Genomic DNA, 18,602 nt, shown 5'->3' with positions numbered 1-18,602 from the left:
TTGCAAACTCCTGTTTCCTTACAAGATAAAAAAAGCTTTATTCAATGGTTTTTAAATCATTATCAATTGAAAAAGCGGGAAAGTGTCTGGATTTTAAATTATTTGGTTAACCATAATGAAGTTCTGTCAAATGTACACTTTGTACGGGAAGCAAAGTTTTGTCCACGGGGAATTATCATGACAAGCCACTGCTCCGATGAGGTGCCATTCCGTTTTTATAAAAACCAGCTTGTAACGACAGATGCAGAAAAGTCCTTTCACGATATTCGACTTAACCAGCACGATCCACTGTATATACAACTGAATTTTGATAAAGCAAACCAAAACATCTTTTACGCTGCTGTGTTAGTGGAGAATCCATTTATTCCAAACGAGTATTTCATCACACAAAAAGACAAAGATCTGGCGAAGGATTTATTGGATAAACTGCTATTTGATTCAACGAAAACGAGACTCCTCAATAAGATTGATAAAGCTTTGGATCAACATGACCGTGACACGTTTGAGCAACTTGTAAAACAACTGAATCACTTGGAAAGCATTGCTGAAAATCAACCCGATATTCATTGATAATCGGTTGATTTTTTTTGTTTAAATAGGATATGATTAATTTTAAGATTATTATTATCCTCGTAAGAACATTATCATAGAAAGGCTGGATATCTTAATGAAATGGAAGAAGAATGAGCTGGAACAATACATAAATGCAAAGGAATATGTGGATACAATTATCATACCATTGCTGCCATTCCAGTTATCAGATGATTCAAACATGGGCAAAGATGCCTTTCAAAGGGAAGTTCTTGAAACATTTACAAACGAACTGGAAATGGAGCTTACCGGCAGAGTGATACGCATTCCGGCGTACAATTATTTAAAAACAGCAGATAAAGAGTCGGAAATCGCCCGCTTGAAAAGCTGGACAGATGATATAGGCAATCAGCCTTTTCATCATGTGTTTTTCACAACTTTCGATTCTGCCTGGAAAAAAGTTGAACATGCCTTACCAGGAACTTTATTGTGGATGCCCGGCATAACAACAGGAGATATAGATTCCAAGGAAATGCAATCGATTATTCGTAGCCAGGTTGAACAAGTTGGTGAATTAATCCGAACCTATTGGGCAGAATAGATTACCGGACAGGAAAGTTTATTCCCGAATCTTTTATGATTATATTGATTATATATTGACCGGACAAACAGTTTGCGCTATCATGGTAATGTCCTAGTAATCTGATTAAAATTATTTTGTCCGTGAAAAATGTATAGAGGGGGGAAATTCATGAGCGAAGATAAGCAGCGAGTATCCCGTCGTCAGTTTTTGAACTACACTTTAACAGGTGTAGGCGGATTTATGGCAGCTGGCTTAATGATTTCACCGATTCGAATGGCTATTGATCCAGTTTTCCAAAAGTCCAGTGCCGGACAATTGGCGAATGCAGGCATTGCTGTGGAGGATATTACGAGTAAACCGCAGCGTGTTGACTGGAAAGTAAATCAAGTTGATGGCTGGTATGAATCAAAAGTCAGTAAATCTGCCTGGGTTTATAAAAATGATAATGGCGACATTGTAGCACTTTCCCCAATATGTAAACACCTTGGCTGTGTTGTTGCATGGGAAGGCAGTGATCAATTTCCAAATCAATTTTATTGCCCATGTCATGGCGGACGCTATGAGAAAAATGGCGACAACGTTCCGAATACACCGCCGACGGCACCGTTGGATGTATATGAACACAAAGTTGAAAATGGGATGCTGTTTCTTGGTAAAGCACATCCACAAGGGGAGGCGTAATCGATTATGTTACAGAAGATTTATGACTGGATAGACGATCGTATCGATATTACGCCATTATGGCGCGATATTGCAGATCATGAAGTTCCTGAACATGTTAATCCTGCCCATCATTTTTCAGCTTTTGTTTACTGTTTTGGAGGATTGACATTTTTCGTTGTAGTCATTCAGATTTTGTCAGGTATGTTTCTAACCATGTATTATGTTCCGGACATCGAGAACGCATGGAGATCCGTTTATTATCTGCAAACTGAAGTGGCACATGGTCAGATTGTAAGAGGTATGCATCACTGGGGAGCCAGTGTTGTTATTGTAATGTTACTACTACATACATTGCGGGTGTTTTTCCAAGGTGCTTATAAAAAACCGCGTGAACTTAACTGGATGGTAGGAGTTCTGTTATTTTTTACAATGCTCGGACTCGGGTTTACAGGTTATTTATTGCCATGGGATAACAAAGCTTACTTTGCTACAGAAGTAGGATTGAATATTGCGGAACAGGTTCCGTTTATTGGAGAAGAAATTAAGACATTACTTGCAGGTGACCAGGAAATAGTTGGTGCACAGACACTGACCAGATTTTTTGCGATACATGTTTTCTTTTTACCTGCCGCCTTGTTCGGTTTAATGGCTGTTCACTTTGTGTTGATTCGCAGACAGGGTATTTCCGGACCATTATAAAATAAAAGGAGGTAGAACTGTGCATAAGGGTAAGGGAATGAAATTCGTCGGCGACTCACGTATAACTGCCGAACGAACACCTAATATACCAAAAGATTATTCAGAATATCCCGGTAGAACGGAAGCATTCTGGCCCAACTTCCTTTTAAAGGAGTGGCTGGCGGGTTCTGTGTTCTTAGTCGGCTTTATGTGTTTGACACTGGCACATCCCTCTCCACTGGAAGGAATGGCTGATCCGACAAATGCAAGCTATATCCCGTTGCCGGACTGGTACTTTCTATTTTTATATGAACTTTTAAAATATGACTTTGCAGCTGGACCATATGTATTACTGGGTATTATTGTTATTCCAGGTCTGGCATTCGGTGGTTTGTTACTGGCACCATTTTTGGATAACGGACCAGGAAGACGTCCGCATAAGCGTCCTGTTGCAGTAGGTATGATGCTGCTTGGTCTTGCAGCTTGTATTTGGTTAACATATGAGTCGGCATCACATGTCGATTGGGAGAAACGCGCTCAGGTAAATCAGCCGGTTCCTCCGTCACAACAGGTAGAGATTAACAAAGAAGATCCAGGTTATGCTATTTATGAGAATAACTGTATGAGCTGTCACGGCGAAGATTTACAGGGTGGAAGTGCTGCACCTCCACTAGTCGGCATTGACCGTTCTGCAGAAGAAGTGGCAAAAATTGCACGTGAAGGTACGGGCTCAATGCCACCAGGTATGTTTAAAGGTTCGGATAAAGAACTGGACAAATTAGTTCAATTTATCATGTCTGTTAATAAAGATGCAACAGAATAACTGATAATCAACGAGCACTTTTGCCATCAAGTCGGTGAAGGTGCTCTTGTTGATTGGGAGTAATTCAGAAAGGATTTATCAGATGATCAGATACATACTGTTGGACAAAGGGTTCATTTTTATACTATTTATTATCAATCTGCTTGGAACACTTTATGGATATTATTGGTATCGCTTTCAGCTCGCGGCAACACCTGATATTTTTTTGATATTTGTACCGGATAGTCCGACTGCCAGCTTGTTTTTTACGATATTTCTTCTGTTTTTCCTGTTTGGCAAAAGCACACCATATATTGAAGCATTAGCAGTCATCACCTTGTTTAAATATGGTGTATGGGCAGTAGTTATGAATTTGCTCACCCTCGTTGTTGAAGGTTCTCTGAATTGGCAGGGCTATATGCTGATGGCTTCACACGGAGCCATGGCAGTGCAAGGACTTCTTTATGCCCCTTTTTACAAAATAAAACTTCGTCATATTATGGCAGCCGCCATTTGGACACTGCATAATGACATTATCGATTATGTATTTGAAATGATGCCTGTTTATTCCTCCTTATCTTCATATATGGATGAGATTGGATATTTTACATTTTGGTTAAGCATAATTTCCATCGCAATTGCTTATAAACTGACTGTGAACAAAAAGAATCCAGCGTTAATGTAACTGCATGTTATATATTGTTTGGGCCTCACATACATTAGATTAGAAGAAGCTATGTGAGGTGATCTCTATGAAACATCAGCGGAAATTCCATCGATTGTTCATACTCATAGGGATTTTGCTGTTGGCGGCGCCTGGTTCTGTTCATGCGGGAGAAATCGCAGAAACACTGATTTTTGCCAAGACAAACCATTCATCAATGGTACCATTATATTGGATGACCATTATTGTCGGTGGGTGTATAGCGGTTACATTAACATACGTAAGTTGGAGAAAATATAAAGCAGAAAAGAAAAAAAATGTGAACAATGACTCAAATAGTTGACTTTGCAGACAAATTTGACTAAAATTGACCTTAATAAGATATCTAATGGAGGAATGAACAATGCTGGGTGGTCTTGGCGGTTATTTAATATACATTGCGTTACTGTTAATAATACCGATATGGGCACAATCAAAAGTAAAACGAACCTATAAAAAATATTCGAAAAAGGCAACTTCTTCCCACATGACCGGTGCGGAAGTAGCCCGGAAAATTTTAAATGATAATGGGATCTATAATGTAGAAGTACAAGAAACCAAAGGGGTATTGTCTGATCATTATGATCCACGTAAAAAAGTTGTAAGATTGTCCAGAGGAAATTATCACGGACAGTCAATGGCATCCTCAGCTATTGCGGCGCACGAAGTCGGACACGCTATCCAGGATGCTCAGGATTATGCTTTCCTGCGTTTCAGGTCTTCGCTGGCACCGCTTGCGGCAACAGGATCAAATATTTCATTTTTCCTGATCATTGCCGGAATCCTGCTGAATATGTCCGGAATGCTTCTGTTTGGCATCATATTCATGTCAGCAGCAGTACTGTTCCAATTGGTTACATTGCCGGTTGAGTTTGATGCGTCGAACAGAGCAATGGCACAGCTTGTTTCAACAGGAACCATACGGAACAACGAAGAAAGAGAAACCAAGAAAGTGCTGAATGCTGCTGCATTGACATATGTAGCTGCAGCACTCGTAGCAGTTGCAGAGCTGGTAAGATTTATTCTTATCTATGCAGCAAGCAACGAATAAAAAATTAAGGAAAAATACCCTGTTGTATAATTACAATCGATTGATAAATATAAAAAGTGTCATGATTTTCTAAATAAAATCATGACACTTTTTGCTGTGGTTTGCAATAGTAATTATAAAGACAGTATATATTTTTCATCGTTTGTTACCGACAAAATTTCCATAAACTGCGACATAGTATGATGTTCTACCACCGCTGCGGAAATACACGTCGCTTTCACTTTCGAGCATAAGCGCGACCTGCTCAAGCAAGCTTTCGCAGTGTCTTCTTTACCGTGGGCGGCTGATGAGCCTCCTTGCGCTGTCGCGCTACGGAGTCTAGGCACTCTTTGCTGGAATCGAAATCGTTATAGAAAAACGAATGATACCACTACACTAGTCCGGGTGAGCGGAGGGCGGTGACTCCTGCGGGAACAGCACGTGTCCGAAGACCCCGCAGAGTGGTTTTCTCGAGGAGGCTGAGGCCGTGCCCGCGGAAAGCATCCGCCCGGAGCGATCCCGGACGGCAGGGCGAGAGATGGATGTAATTATAGAACTCATTCCAGCAGTTTATGTCGCAGTTTTGTTCAACTGTTCACATAGCTTTAAATATAAAACAACCTAATCATTTATCGGGTTTTTATTTTCATCCAGTGTGAACCCTTCGCCGACAACGTCGTGTACGGAACTTACCGCAACAAATGCATGAGGGTCAACATCATTAATAATATTTTTTAACCGGACAATTTCATTTCTGCCAACGATACAGTAAAGAACATCGCGTTGTTCACCGGTAAAGCTGCCGCGACCGGATAAAACGGTAACACCACGATCCATATCCTGAATGATTTTACTGGCAATATCATCACTGCAGCTTGAGATAATGGTTGCACCACGGGCGGAATACGCCCCTTCCTGAATAAAATCAATGACACGGGCGCCAACGTAGACTGCCACCAGTGTATACATACCATTGACAAGGTCCAGAATGGAAAACACAGATGTAGTGATAACAACAAAGTCGAACAGAAACATTGTTCTTCCCATACTCCAACCGACATATTTATGGACTAGTCTTGCAATAATATCAACTCCGCCCGTGGTTCCCCCATAGCGGAATATGATACCCAATCCGACACCGATAAAAACACCGGCAAATAGCGCTGCGAGCGTCATATCAGAATGCAGGTCTATTTCGATCGGATTGATCTGAAACACGTATAAAAAAACGGATACGGCTGCTGTTCCAATGATTGTGTAATAAAATGTATTCCTCCCTAAAAATTTCCACCCGATAAAGAAAACCGGAATATTGAGAAGCAGATTGGAAATTGCGGGATCCCATCCCCAGAGAAAATACAATAATAGTGTAATACCAGTAAATCCACCTTCACCCAAGTTGTTCTGCATATTAAAATGAACAATGCCAAACGAAAAAATTGCGGAACCAAGCAGAATAAAAAATATGTTTTTTAATTTCAAACCAAAAACCATAGCGATTTACCTCCATTTCATAAATATTATAGACAATATCAACCCGGTAAACAAATTGAAGTAAGACTAACTGAAAGATTAGGCATTTATCGCAGGTTGAAACTTTTTATAAGGTCAATCATAAAAATTTCTCCCGGGTTTTAAACGTAAACATTTGTCAAAGTAATGCTGATTAGCTAACATTAAAGAAGATTGAATAGCTGAGGAGATGTGTATATGACAACAAAACATACAAATTACAGCACACAGGAAATCCAGCAACGGGTTGATGCTTACATATCCCAGTTTAAGGAAGGTTACTTTTCACCACTCAGTCTGATGGCAAGATTAACGGAGGAAAGTGGTGAACTGGCTCGTGAGGTCAATCATTATTATGGGGAAAAACCTAAAAAATCCTCTGAGACGGAAAAGACTGTGGAAGAGGAGTTAGGCGATATCATATTTGTTCTGTCGTGTTTTGCGAACTCACTTAATATTGATTTATCTGAAGCATTTGAGCACTCAATGAGCAAAATCGAGACGAGAGATAAAGACAGATGGACAAAGAAATAAAACGCAATTAGCGAAATGTGTGGAGGGACTTTTATGAGCATTAACATAATTATTGCCGGGCCGCGAGGTAGAATGGGCTCTGAGGCTGTAAAAATGGTTAGCAGCGAGGAAAGTTTTGTTCTTACAGCGTGTATCGACCGGAAACATAACGGAAAGAAAATGAATGAAATAGATGGTCTTCCGGACTTGGATGTACCATTTTACGAAGATCCGGAAGAATGTCTACAACAAACGGATGCGGATGTTCTGATTGATTTAACTGTTCCTGAAGCAGGCTTTGTCAATACAAAACTGGCATTGTTATATGATGTTCGTCCGGTTGTTGGAACGTCCGGATTTACACCGGATCAAATTGATGCATTAAGGGATTTGTCGGAATCACATGGTACAGGCTGTATCATCGCCCCTAACTTTGCCGTAGGTGCTGTATTGATGATGCGCTTCGCAAAAGAAGCTGCCAAATATTTGCCTGACGTGGAGATTATTGAAAAGCACCATGATAAAAAATTGGACGCACCATCGGGGACAGCTGTAAAAACTGCTGATCTAATCAAAGAAACAAGAGATTCAAAACAACAAGGTCATCCGGATGAAAAGGAAACCTTGGATGGTGCACGAGGTGCAGAAAATGATGGAATTCGTATACACAGCGTACGTCTTCCGGGATTGGTTGCACATCAGGAAGTACTTTTCGGAGGAGCGGGCCAAACCCTTACCATCAAACATGATTCCTATAACCGTGAATCCTTTATGGCCGGTGTGAAATTGGCGGTCAATAAAGTCATGAGCATGAACGAACTGGTTTATGGATTGGATAACATTCTTGACTAGGAGGAAGATGAAATGAACATCGCCTTAATTGCTCATGATAAAAAGAAGCAGGACATAATTAATTTCAGCATTGCATATCAGCATATTTTAAAAAATCATCAATTATTTGCTACAGGCACCACGGGTAAAAAAATTTCCGAAGAGACGGGCTTGGAGGTATTCCGGTTTCAGTCGGGACCAATTGGAGGAGACCAGCAAATTGGTGCAAAAATTGCCAACAATGAAATGGACATCGTTATTTTTTTACGGGATCCATTAACTGCACAGCCGCATGAACCTGATGTCAGTGCTTTGATGCGCCTGTGTGATGTTCATTTAATTCCGCTTGCAACCAATATTGCTGCAGCTGAGATAGTTATACGTGCATTGGCAAATGGGAATTTTTCATGGAGAGACGTACTGAAACAACAGAAAGAAGAAGGTTATAGCGAATGAAAAAAATAGGTATCACATGTTATCCGACGGTGGGTGGATCAGGCGTTATCGCAACAGAATTGGGAATGCTGCTGGCGGAACAGGGCAATGAAATTCATTTTATCACCTCAAGCCTGCCATTTCGGCTGAATCATGTTAATCCCGCGATTTTTTATCATGAAGTGGAATTAAATCACTACCCGGTTTTTCAATATCCGCCGTTTGACCTTGCGATGGCCAACAAAATGGCTGAAGTAATCGACCAGGAAAAGCTGGATATCCTTCATGTTCATTATGCAATGCCACATGCGATTTGTGCAATTTTAGCCAAGGATATCGCAGACCATGATGTGAAAATTGTTACAACACTGCATGGCACTGATATTACCGTTCTGGGCTATGATCATTCACTTAAAACTATTATCAGACATGGAATCGAAAATTCAGATGCGGTAACAGCAGTCTCCCAGAGTCTAGTGAATCAAACAAAAGAAATGCTTGGTGTGGAAAAAAACATTCACGTTATTTATAATTTTGTTAATGAAGAGAATTACGTAAAAAGAGAGCACCCAAGCATCAAACACCATTATGGTATTAAAGAAGATGAAAAGGTAATTATTCATATTTCGAATTTCCGCAAAGTGAAACGTGTCCAAGATGTAATTTATACGTTCGATAAAATACAGCAGCATCTAAAAGCTAAGCTTGTGCTGGTTGGTGATGGACCGGAATATTCAAACGCTGTTCAACTTACCAAACAACTGGGTATTCAGAATAAAGTACTATTTCCGGGCAAACAGAAAAACGTAAGTGATTTGCTTTCCATTTCGGATCTTAAACTGCTCTTATCTGAAAAAGAAAGCTTTGGTCTGGTACTTCTGGAAGCAATGTCCTGTGAGGTACCATGCATCGGGACAACCATAGGCGGCATTCCGGAAGTGATCGATCATGGCAATTCCGGTTATTTAGTGGAAGTTGGCAACACACAAAAAGCAGCTGAATATGCTATTGATCTGCTGAGCGATGATGCACTGTTGGAACGTTTCTCTAAAAATGCGCTTGAACGTGCAAGAAATAATTTTTCTTCACAGGACATTGTTAATCAGTACAACGCTCTTTATGACGAAATATTGAAATGGTGAGACCAATGCAGATAACTTTTTTTGATGAAGCTAAAGAAATACTGGAACGTCTTGAGTCCTATAATCATAAGGCATATTTTGTCGGTGGCTGTGTACGGGATATGATTCTCGGACGAAATATAGGTGACGTTGATATAGCCACTTCCGCATCCCCTGAATCGGTACAGGAGATATTTGATAATGTCATACCAGTCGGCTTGCAGCATGGCACTGTCATTGTTCGCCACAACCGTCAGTCATACGAGGTAACGACCTTTCGAACAGATGGGGAATATTCAGACCAGCGACACCCCGATTCAGTTACATTCATTCAGTCGATTGACGAGGATTTGCAGCGTCGTGATTTCACCATCAACGCATTGGCAATGGACAGAGACGGGACAATCATTGATTTATTTCAAGGCAAAAATGACATAGCAAAAAAAGTCATCCGGACAGTAGGAAATGGTTTTGAACGGTTTCAGGAGGATCCACTCCGTATTATCCGGGCACTACGTTTTTCCAGTCAGCTTGGATTTTCCATAAGTGATGATACATTAGATAACATGAAGCTTGTAAAGCAGGAAGTTGAAACTATCGCTGTTGAACGAATTAAACAGGAAGTAGAGAAATTCTTCGCAGGCAAACACGTGCAAAGGGGCATCGACTATTTAAAAGAAACACAATTGGATTACCATCTTCCGGTATTCAGACATTATCACCATTTGATACATAAGCTGCCGGACAGATTGACACCTGTTCCATCGTTTGGAGCTGTTACAGCTTTATTCCATTATCTAAAGCCGGAAATTACCATTCAGTACTGGAGCAGCCAATGGAAATGTTCCAACAGAGAAAAGCGTGCAGCCAATGATTTAATACGGGCACTTCATCAGTTTAATCACAGTGGGATGAACAGCTGGCTTGTATATTGTTTACCAGCAGCATGCTATCCCTCATTTGTTATTTTGATAAACTTACTGATGGACAAACACGCTGTATTAAACGATATAATGAAGTGGGAAAGTATATTACCGATTCATTCAAGACAGGAATTGGTTATTGATGGAAATGATGTAAAACAGCTGTTTCCCGACCGGAGCAGTGGTCCATGGATAAAAGATGTCCTGAATGCTGTTGAATTTGCAGTCGTAACCGGAAAAGTGAATAATAACAAAAAAGACTTAAAGGAATGGATAAAATGGAATCCAACCGCAATAAATTAATTGAGCTGTTATCAGCGAGCAACGATAAATATGTGTCCGGACAATTTCTTTCTGAAAAATTGAATGTTTCCCGCAGTGCTATCTGGAAACATATGCGCGAACTGGAAAAGGATGGATATACGATAGAAGGTGTATCGCGTAAAGGTTATCGAATTATTAAGTTCCCTGATAAGGTAAGCGAAAATACGCTTCAGTGGGGGTTACAAACGGAATGGCTGGGTAAGAAAATTATCCACCGGGATTCCATTTCCACCACCCAGCAGTTGGCACATAAGACAGCTCAAGAAGGTGCTGGTGATGGAACGGTTATCATTGCCGATGAGCAAACGAAGGGGAAGGGAAGAATGAACCGTTACTGGCATTCTTCCAAGGGAAAAGGGATTTGGATGAGTCTTATTCTCAAACCCGACATCCCGCCTAATCTCGCACCACAACTGACACTGCTGACAGCAACAGTACTGGCGGAAGTTTTTTCATCATATACCAAGACAAACCCAAAGATTAAGTGGCCAAACGATATTCTCATCGCGGATAAGAAAACAGCGGGTATCTTGACGGAAATGCAGGCAGAACAAGATCAGATTCAATATGTCGTAATCGGAATAGGAATTAATGTTAATCAAAGTACCGGGGAGATACCGGATGACATTAAGGATAGGGCGACTTCATTAGCTGTTGAGACAGGTGAAAATTGGAACCTGAAAGACCTTATTCAGCGTATTCTGGCAGCATTTGAGACAGCATATGATACATACATAACTGATGGATTTCAAATAGTTAAACAAAATTGGGAGTATTACGGGTATAAAATCGGTAAACGGTTATTGATTAAAACATTGCGGAATGAGTGGTATGCAAAATTTATCGGGATTGGTGAGGATGGCGCATTACTGATTCAGGATGACACTGGCAGGATTGAAAAAATATATTCAGCAGAAATCGAGTGGTTTAAAGAAACGGGGGATGCGTGATGCTGACGAGAACAGACATGCAGAAAATGAAAATGGAGAATCGCAAAATTGCCATGGTGACTGCCTATGATTTCCCATCAGCGAAGACGGCTCAAGCTGCGGGAGTTGACATGATTTTGGTTGGGGATTCGTTAGGAATGGTAGTACTCGGTTATGATTCCACCATAAAAGTTACGATTGGCGACATGATCCACCATGGAAAAGCTGTTCGACGGGGAGCCCAGGATACGTTTGTTGTTGTGGATATGCCGTTTATGTCCTTCCACATCTCACAGGATCAAACGATGCAAAATGCCCAAAAGCTTATCCAGGAAACAGATGCCCAAGCGGTTAAACTGGAAGGTGCGAATGAGGAAATTCTTCATACAACCCGGAGACTAACGGAAGCCGGGATTCCAGTGGTAGCACATCTCGGATTGACACCGCAATCGGTTAATGTACTTGGTGGTTATAAAGTTCAGGGGAAAGACAGAGAAGCAGGTGAAAAGCTGTTGCAGGATGCCAAAAATCTTGCAGACAGTGGGGCAATTGCACTTGTTTTGGAATGTGTTCCAGAAGAGCTTGCAGCCATTGTTACGGAAGAAATCATAATCCCAACCATCGGCATCGGCGCAGGGCCGGATTGTGACGGTCAGGTGCTTGTCTACCATGATATATTGAAATATGGGGTGGATAGACTTCCTAAATTTGTAAAACCTTATGCCGATTTTAATTCAACGGGAAAAGACAGTTTGGAAGCCTATATCTCAGATGTCCGAAAACAAACATTCCCAGCAGCAGAACACACATTTAACATAAAGGATAAAAATCTTTTGCCGAAAACCAATAGGAAAGAGTAGATTGTATGCAAATTATACGTTCAGTAAAGGAAATGCAGCAGTTGATGCTGCAATTAGGAAACGAAAACAGTATAGGATTTGTCGCCACAATGGGTTATTTTCATGAAGGTCATCTTTCACTTATGAAAGAATCGGTAAATGAAAACGACAAAACCATTACAAGTATATTTGTTAATCCATTGCAGTTTGGCGCCAACGAAGATCTTGACCGGTACCCCCGTGATCTGGAAAATGACAGCAGAGCGGCAGAGGAAGCAGGAGTAGATATTTTATTTGTCCCTGAAGCAATTGATATGTATCCATCCAAAATGACTTTGGAAATAATCACGAACCGGCGAACAAACGTGATGTGCGGAAAATCCAGACCCGGACATTTTGAGGGAGTTGCCACTGTTCTCATCAAGTTGTTTAATATCGTCCGCCCTGATAAAACATATTTCGGGATTAAGGATGCCCAGCAGGCATCTATCGTACAAGCACTTATCAATGATTTAAATTTCCCGATTGAATTGGTCACACTGCCGATTGTCAGGGAACCGGATGGACTTGCAAAAAGCAGCCGCAATGTTAATTTAACCGTTCAGGAACGCCAGGAAGCTATATGGCTGCATAAAGCATTGGATCAAGGCAGACAATTCGTTATTGACGGTAATTTTATTCCTGCTATGATTGTAAAAGAGGTAAACAAGATGATTGATGATAAAATATCCGGCACTGTCGATTATGTGGAATTACTGAGCTATCCGGAATTAGAGCCGGTAACAGACACCGGGAATCATTTTATTCTTGCTGCAGCAGTACAATTCAGTCAAGCGCGATTGATTGACAACCTGATATTTGACAGTGAAGGAAACTTAACAAGATAAAATAGGGGGAAACGGCATGTTCCGCACCATGATGAAGGCTAAAATTCATCGTGCCCATGTTACCGAAGCAAATTTGAATTATGTTGGCAGTATCACAATCGACCAGGATATTCTTGACCGGACTGATATTTTGCCGCACGAAAAAGTACAAGTGGTGAACAATAATAATGGAACCCGATTGGAGACCTATGTCATACCTGGTGAAAGAGGGTCCGGAGTTATCTGCTTGAACGGGGCGGCTGCACGGCTTGTCCAAAAAGAGGATATTGTAATAATTGTATCCTATGCACTGGTAGCGAACGATGAACTTGCAAATTATAAACCGAAAGTCGCACTAATGGATGAAGAAAACAGAGTTGTCCGGCTTGTTGAACAGGAGCCACCATTAACAACAATGTAACACAATAATGGTGAACATCAACTCTTATCCGCTTGAGTGGTAAGAGTTTTTTGACTTCCGGGCTGTGTGATGTGTAATTTTTCAGAGAGACAGGTGGATTCAATGGATAAGCGATTTGCGGTGATTGATCTCGAAACAACAGGACATTCACCATCAAAAGGCGATAAAATAATAGAAGTTGGTCTTGTCATTATTGAAAATGATAAAATTACTGATGAATTCTCCACTTTGCTTAATCCGGGAAAAGAAATTTCACCTTTTATTATGAATTTAACAGGTATATCCAATGATGATGTGTCAGATGCACCGATGTTTAAAGATAAAGCGGATGAAATTGCTGCGCTGCTGCAAAACAGCTATATCATTGCGCATAATGTACCATTTGATTTGGGATTTATTAACGAAGAATTTGCTAATGCCGGATTAAAGAAATTGCAAAATCCGGTGCTGGATACAGTTGAGTTATCGAGGATTCTTTGTCCAAAAGCCCCCGGATTTAAACTGGGCCAGTTGGCAGAATTTATGAACCTGGAGCATCGTGATCCGCATCGGGCACTTTCGGATGCTTTCGTTACTGCTAATTTGTTTTTGGCGCTGAAGAAAAAGCTTTATAAACTGCCATATGATACAGTCACACATCTGCTGCATCTGACAAAACGTTTGAAATCCGATTTATATGAATTACTGTGCGATTGTCAGCAATCATTCGGGATGTCGATTGAACCGGAAGCAGGAATGGACAGTTTTAGAGGCCTGACATTTAAAACAGTCGCCACCCCAAAAAAGGAACATTTTGATATTCCGACTACGTTCGGAAATTATTTGGATGATATTTATGAAGAACAAGGCAGTATGCAGCAACTGATGCCTCGATATGAAAAACGGGATGGTCAGAGAGAGATGTCTGAAACGATTTATGATGCATTTCAGACACATAATCATGCATTGATTGAAGCGGAAACCGGAACCGGAAAATCCCTTGCATATTTGATTCCTGCTGTGTATGAAGCAGTCAGGACAAAAAAGCGCATTGTAATCAGTACATATACGACACAGCTGCAATCACAGCTGATGGATGAAGAAATCCCCCTGATACGAAAACTGCTGCCTTTTTCATTCTATGTAGCATTACTAAAAGGAAAACAGCATTATATCAGCCTTGAGAAATTTGAACGGTCGCTTGCTGACACGCAGTCGGACAACTATGATATCGCACTGACAAAGGCGATGATACTTGTATGGTTAACAGAGACCGATACAGGGGATATTGATGAAATACAGCTGCCATCGAGCGGGTATTTTTTCTATCGGGGAATTTCAAGTGATACGGAAGGTTTTGCAGATCCGAATTCTCCCTGGTTTAGCCGGTCATATTATCAGAAGGCACGAAAAAAAGCTCAGCAGGCAGATCTTCTGATTACAAATCATGCATTACTAAGTACCGACATGTTCAATGAATACCAATTTCTTCCGTCGTATAATAAAGCAATAATTGATGAAGCACATCACATGGAGGAGACAGCTTCCAAACATTACGGTCTGAAGTTGGATTATGTTTCGGTGCAATATATACTTTCACATATTGGAACATCGGATGAGGACGGTTGGTTACATACAACACTTCGAAAGTATGGGTTCACAGAGGAATATTTTGCTTTTGAGACATGGAATGATATATTCGTGAAAGCAAAACATGAAGCTGATGATATGTTTCGGATGATTTTTCAATATGTCCTTGAGCAGAAGCAAAAAGACAGATCACTAAGTGATATCGGACGCATCCAATATCGTTTTCAAAATGCTGAAGAGCAATCATCAAAATGGAATGTCGTGTTAGAAATGGTATCCAGATTCATTTTTTACGTAAGAGATCTGATTCACATGCTCTCACAAGTGGATTACCATGCTTCAAAAACAGAGCAGCTGGACAAACATGACAAAAGTAACATCATTGATTCCATCGAGTCACTCCAATCCATTATTGACCGGATGGAGCAACTTTTCCTACTCGAGGATGAACAAGAAATGCAAGTGAAATGGATTGAAATTGATGCTCATGGTGCCAAAAACGCCGTCTATCTCTACAGCGAACCAACGGATATGTCCGAAATACTTGCAAATGACTTCTTCAGTGAAAAAGAGAGCGTGGTTCTGACCAGTGCAACGCTGACTATGAAAAATTCGTTTTCATTTATCCGAAATCGACTTGGACTGCCATCGGAAAATACAGTACCGGTTAAAATAGCATCGCCTTTTTCCTATCAGAATCAGGTGCAGTTGATGATACCAAACGATTTTCCGGACATCAGGCAGGGAAATCAGGATGACTTTATTTATTCCACCTGTGAAGCAATACTGTCACTGGCCAGCATTACAGAGGGAAGGATGCTTGTACTATTTACATCGTATGATATGCTGCGAAAGTCCTATTGGCTGTTGAAGAATACATTGAATACCAGCGATTTCATGCTGATTGCACAAGGGATTTCAAGTGGAAGCCGCTCACGTCTTAAAAAGAATTTTCAGACCTTCGACCAGTCCATTTTACTTGGCACAAGCTCATTCTGGGAAGGTGTCGATATTCCAGGTAATGATTTATCCTGTCTGATGATTGTCCGGCTTCCTTTTCAGCCGCCGAATCACCCGATATATGAAGCAAAGTCACAACGGCTTAAAGATGAAGGCAAAAATGCTTTCTTTGAATTGGCACTTCCAAATGCGGTAATTCGCTTTAAACAGGGCTTCGGTCGTCTGATTAGATCTGCCAGTGACCGAGGGATTGTGTTTGTATGTGATGCTCGGATTGTCAAATCACGCTATGGTAAATTTTTTACAAAATCAATACCTTCAGTACCGATTTCTTATGACTCGACAGATAAACTGTTGGATAAAGCTGAAAAGTGGTTTTAGTATTAATAACCAAGTAAAAATAACTGATGCACCGATCGATGCATCAGTATAAGCTGGTATGGGAAGGAAAAAATTTGTTGAAATAAATAAAATTAAACACATTGACTGCAATGCTTGTTATACTGTTTATTGAAGTTCATTTCAACGTTACTTATAGTTTAACCAATGCATCGGTCCCTATGAATAGCAAAATATGATAAAACAAGAAGCATTTTTAAATGGAGGTAACATGATGGATATCAGAATCATAATGCGTTACAAATGAGGAACATGACAGTTCCGGTCTGGCTTAAATGGACGATTGGAGTTATATGCATTATTTTACTTTCTTGTTTTATCTACGGTGTATATCTGTATTATGATGTTCAACAAAGCAAGACTGCAGCTTATTCGGAAATAACCAAAAATGTGAAGCGCGAAACTGAAATAAGCACTGTCCAAAAAATGGAACAGTATCATGGGGAAAAAGCATTTTATATTGTCTATGGTCAAACCGGAAATAATCAGAAGAAAATTGTTTTTTACCCGTATTCTAAAAAAGACGGAACGCTAAAAGTCATCGACAGATCAGAGATTATTCCGGAGAGGTCCATACAGGAATCCTGGAATTCACAGTGCGGTAACTGCGAACTTGTTAAAATTACACCTGCATTGATTAATGAAAAAGCAGCTTGGGAAGTTACCTTCATTGATGAATCCAAGCGTTATGTAATTGATTATTTATCCATATTTGATGGAAACCAAATCGAACAAATACGACTAAAACAAATGTTTAAATAGGAAGGGGATTACATGGAATTAGCAAATCGGGTTAAAACGTTAACACCATCATCAACTTTGGCTATTACAGCAAAAGCAAAGCAGCTGAAAAACGAGGGGCATGATGTGATTGGATTGGGAGCAGGAGAACCTGATTTCAATACACCACAATTTATCATTGATGCTGCAAATGAAGCAGCGCAAAATGGCTTTACAAAGTATACACCGTCAGGAGGCATTCCAAAGCTTAAAGAAGCGATTGTAAACAAGTTGCAGAAAGATAATGGGTTATCCTATACGACTGACGAGATAATTGTTACAACAGGGGCAAAACATGCTTTATACACCTTGTTTCAAGTCCTTTTGAATAAAGGAGACGAAGTGATTGTTCCTGCACCATACTGGGTGAGCTATCCGGAACAAATTAAACTGGCAGAAGGAAAACCGGTTGTCATCAAAGCAGATGAAGCAAATAACTTTAAAATAACCCCAGAGCAGTTGGAGGCATCCATAACGGACAAGACAAAGGCATTGATTATCAACTCGCCAAGTAATCCAACCGGAATGATGTACAGCAAAGGTGAACTAGAAAAAATTAGCGATATATGTCTGAAGCATAATTTATTAATTGTATCGGATGAAATATATGAGCAATTGATCTATACTGACGATCAACACGTATCGATTGCCGGAATTTCAGACCAGTTAAAAGAACAATCAATTGTTATTAACGGGGTTTCCAAATCGCATTCAATGACAGGTTGGCGTATTGGATATGCAGCTGGTCCCAACAAAATAATTAAAGCAATGACGAACCTGGCTTCCCATTCAACTTCAAATCCCACTTCTATTTCGCAATATGCAGCGCTTGCAGCATACAGCTCTGAAGAAGATTCCGGGGAAGAAATGCGCAGGACATTCCGTGAACGGCTTGATACATTACATGAGTTGTTAAATGAGATTCCTGGTGTATCGTGCAGAAAACCAAAAGGTGCATTTTACCTGTTTCCGAATGTGAAAGAAGCAGTCCGACAAAACGGTTTTGAATCAACTGATGCTTGGGTTACCGCGCTTCTGGAAGAAGAAAAGGTTGCACTTGTACCGGGATCAGGTTTCGGGTTTCCCGACAATGTACGGTTATCCTATGCCATTTCAATTGAATTATTAAAAGAAGCAGCAGAGCGGATTAACCGTTTTGTAGTAAATCATCAATCTTAGGCAGTGGAGGT

At 40.5% G+C, this 18,602-nt stretch carries 21 protein-coding genes; 20 read left to right on the top strand and 1 reads right to left on the bottom strand.

All coding sequences use genetic code 11. The annotated features are described in order from the left end of the window. The 8 genes from HUX68_RS03855 (at position 1) to HUX68_RS03820 (ending at position 5,011) form a co-directional block, all read left to right on the top strand. Positions 1-570, top strand: a complete 570-nt coding sequence (locus HUX68_RS03855) for a ReoY family proteolytic degradation factor (RefSeq protein WP_174613597.1) — start codon at positions 1-3, stop codon at positions 568-570. Between the two features lie 97 nt (positions 571-667). Next, positions 668-1,132, top strand: coding sequence for a DUF2487 family protein (locus HUX68_RS03850; RefSeq protein ID WP_174613596.1), 465 nt, complete (start codon positions 668-670; stop codon positions 1,130-1,132). Between the two features lie 150 nt (positions 1,133-1,282). After that, entirely contained in the window at positions 1,283-1,795 is a 513-nt protein-coding gene (locus HUX68_RS03845; RefSeq protein WP_174613595.1) for a QcrA and Rieske domain-containing protein, read from the top strand. A 6-nt stretch (positions 1,796-1,801) separates the two neighbouring features. Continuing rightward, the gene (gene qcrB, locus HUX68_RS03840) at positions 1,802-2,476 is read left to right on the top strand and encodes a menaquinol-cytochrome c reductase cytochrome b subunit (RefSeq protein ID WP_174613594.1); all 675 of its coding nucleotides are present in this window, start codon (positions 1,802-1,804) and stop codon (positions 2,474-2,476) included. A 19-nt stretch (positions 2,477-2,495) separates the two neighbouring features. Further along, positions 2,496-3,278: a menaquinol-cytochrome c reductase cytochrome b/c subunit gene (locus HUX68_RS03835; RefSeq protein WP_174613593.1), complete on the top strand. Its 783-nt coding sequence runs from the start codon at positions 2,496-2,498 to the stop codon at positions 3,276-3,278. 82 nt (positions 3,279-3,360) lie between these two features. Then, positions 3,361-3,942 (top strand): lipoprotein heptaprenylglyceryl N-acetyltransferase LhaT, encoded by a 582-nt coding sequence (lhaT, locus tag HUX68_RS03830; protein ID WP_174613592.1) that lies wholly within the window; start codon positions 3,361-3,363, stop codon positions 3,940-3,942. 67 nt (positions 3,943-4,009) lie between these two features. Then, entirely contained in the window at positions 4,010-4,264 is a 255-nt protein-coding gene (locus tag HUX68_RS03825) for a sporulation protein YpjB (RefSeq protein ID WP_174613591.1), read from the top strand. A 60-nt stretch (positions 4,265-4,324) separates the two neighbouring features. Next, positions 4,325-5,011, top strand: coding sequence for a zinc metallopeptidase (locus HUX68_RS03820; protein WP_174613590.1), 687 nt, complete (start codon positions 4,325-4,327; stop codon positions 5,009-5,011). A 600-nt stretch (positions 5,012-5,611) separates the two neighbouring features. On the opposite strand, the gene HUX68_RS03815 is transcribed toward HUX68_RS03820, so the two are convergent. Further along, positions 5,612-6,484, bottom strand: coding sequence for a YitT family protein (locus tag HUX68_RS03815; protein WP_174613589.1), 873 nt, complete (start codon positions 6,482-6,484; stop codon positions 5,612-5,614). Between the two features lie 216 nt (positions 6,485-6,700). On the opposite strand from HUX68_RS03815, the gene HUX68_RS03810 reads away from it, so the two are divergent. The 12 genes from HUX68_RS03810 (at position 6,701) to HUX68_RS03755 (ending at position 18,591) form a co-directional block, all read left to right on the top strand. Further along, entirely contained in the window at positions 6,701-7,036 is a 336-nt protein-coding gene (locus HUX68_RS03810) for a nucleotide pyrophosphohydrolase (RefSeq protein WP_174613588.1), read from the top strand. Positions 7,037-7,069: 33 nt separating this feature from the next. Further along, on the top strand, positions 7,070-7,867 hold the full coding sequence (gene dapB, locus HUX68_RS03805; protein WP_174613587.1) for a 4-hydroxy-tetrahydrodipicolinate reductase: 798 nt from the start codon (positions 7,070-7,072) through the stop codon (positions 7,865-7,867). A 12-nt stretch (positions 7,868-7,879) separates the two neighbouring features. Then, entirely contained in the window at positions 7,880-8,302 is a 423-nt protein-coding gene (mgsA, locus tag HUX68_RS03800) for a methylglyoxal synthase (RefSeq protein ID WP_174613586.1), read from the top strand. After that, positions 8,299-9,423, top strand: coding sequence for an N-acetyl-alpha-D-glucosaminyl L-malate synthase BshA (gene bshA, locus HUX68_RS03795; RefSeq protein ID WP_174613585.1), 1,125 nt, complete (start codon positions 8,299-8,301; stop codon positions 9,421-9,423). Before mgsA ends, bshA begins: the two co-directional genes overlap by 4 nt. Before the next feature lie 5 nt (positions 9,424-9,428). Continuing rightward, the gene (locus tag HUX68_RS03790; RefSeq protein WP_174613584.1) at positions 9,429-10,628 is read left to right on the top strand and encodes a CCA tRNA nucleotidyltransferase; all 1,200 of its coding nucleotides are present in this window, start codon (positions 9,429-9,431) and stop codon (positions 10,626-10,628) included. After that, positions 10,604-11,599, top strand: coding sequence for a biotin--[acetyl-CoA-carboxylase] ligase (locus HUX68_RS03785; protein WP_174613583.1), 996 nt, complete (start codon positions 10,604-10,606; stop codon positions 11,597-11,599). The genes HUX68_RS03790 and HUX68_RS03785 overlap by 25 nt, the downstream gene beginning before the upstream one ends. Next, positions 11,599-12,438, top strand: coding sequence for a 3-methyl-2-oxobutanoate hydroxymethyltransferase (gene panB, locus HUX68_RS03780; RefSeq protein ID WP_174613582.1), 840 nt, complete (start codon positions 11,599-11,601; stop codon positions 12,436-12,438). The genes HUX68_RS03785 and panB overlap by 1 nt, the downstream gene beginning before the upstream one ends. Positions 12,439-12,443: 5 nt before the next feature. Further along, positions 12,444-13,304, top strand: coding sequence for a pantoate--beta-alanine ligase (panC, locus tag HUX68_RS03775; RefSeq protein ID WP_174613581.1), 861 nt, complete (start codon positions 12,444-12,446; stop codon positions 13,302-13,304). 16 nt (positions 13,305-13,320) lie between these two features. Next, positions 13,321-13,704 carry an aspartate 1-decarboxylase gene (panD, locus tag HUX68_RS03770; RefSeq protein ID WP_174613580.1) on the top strand — a complete coding sequence of 128 codons (384 nt, stop codon included), beginning with the start codon at positions 13,321-13,323 and terminating at the stop codon, positions 13,702-13,704. A gap of 102 nt (positions 13,705-13,806) precedes the next feature. Continuing rightward, positions 13,807-16,614: an ATP-dependent DNA helicase DinG gene (gene dinG / locus HUX68_RS03765; protein WP_174613579.1), complete on the top strand. Its 2,808-nt coding sequence runs from the start codon at positions 13,807-13,809 to the stop codon at positions 16,612-16,614. A gap of 270 nt (positions 16,615-16,884) precedes the next feature. Next, entirely contained in the window at positions 16,885-17,394 is a 510-nt protein-coding gene (locus tag HUX68_RS03760) for a cell wall elongation regulator TseB-like domain-containing protein (RefSeq protein ID WP_174613578.1), read from the top strand. A 12-nt stretch (positions 17,395-17,406) separates the two neighbouring features. Further along, positions 17,407-18,591, top strand: coding sequence for a pyridoxal phosphate-dependent aminotransferase (locus HUX68_RS03755; protein ID WP_174613577.1), 1,185 nt, complete (start codon positions 17,407-17,409; stop codon positions 18,589-18,591). Positions 18,592-18,602 lie beyond the last annotated feature (11 nt).

It is taken from the genome of Virgibacillus ihumii (assembly GCF_902726655.1).
In the GTDB taxonomy this organism is placed as follows: domain Bacteria; phylum Bacillota; class Bacilli; order Bacillales; family Amphibacillaceae; genus Lentibacillus; species Lentibacillus ihumii.
The sequence above is the reverse complement of the archived record's forward strand: the minus strand, read 5'-3'. Positions and strand labels throughout refer to the sequence as shown.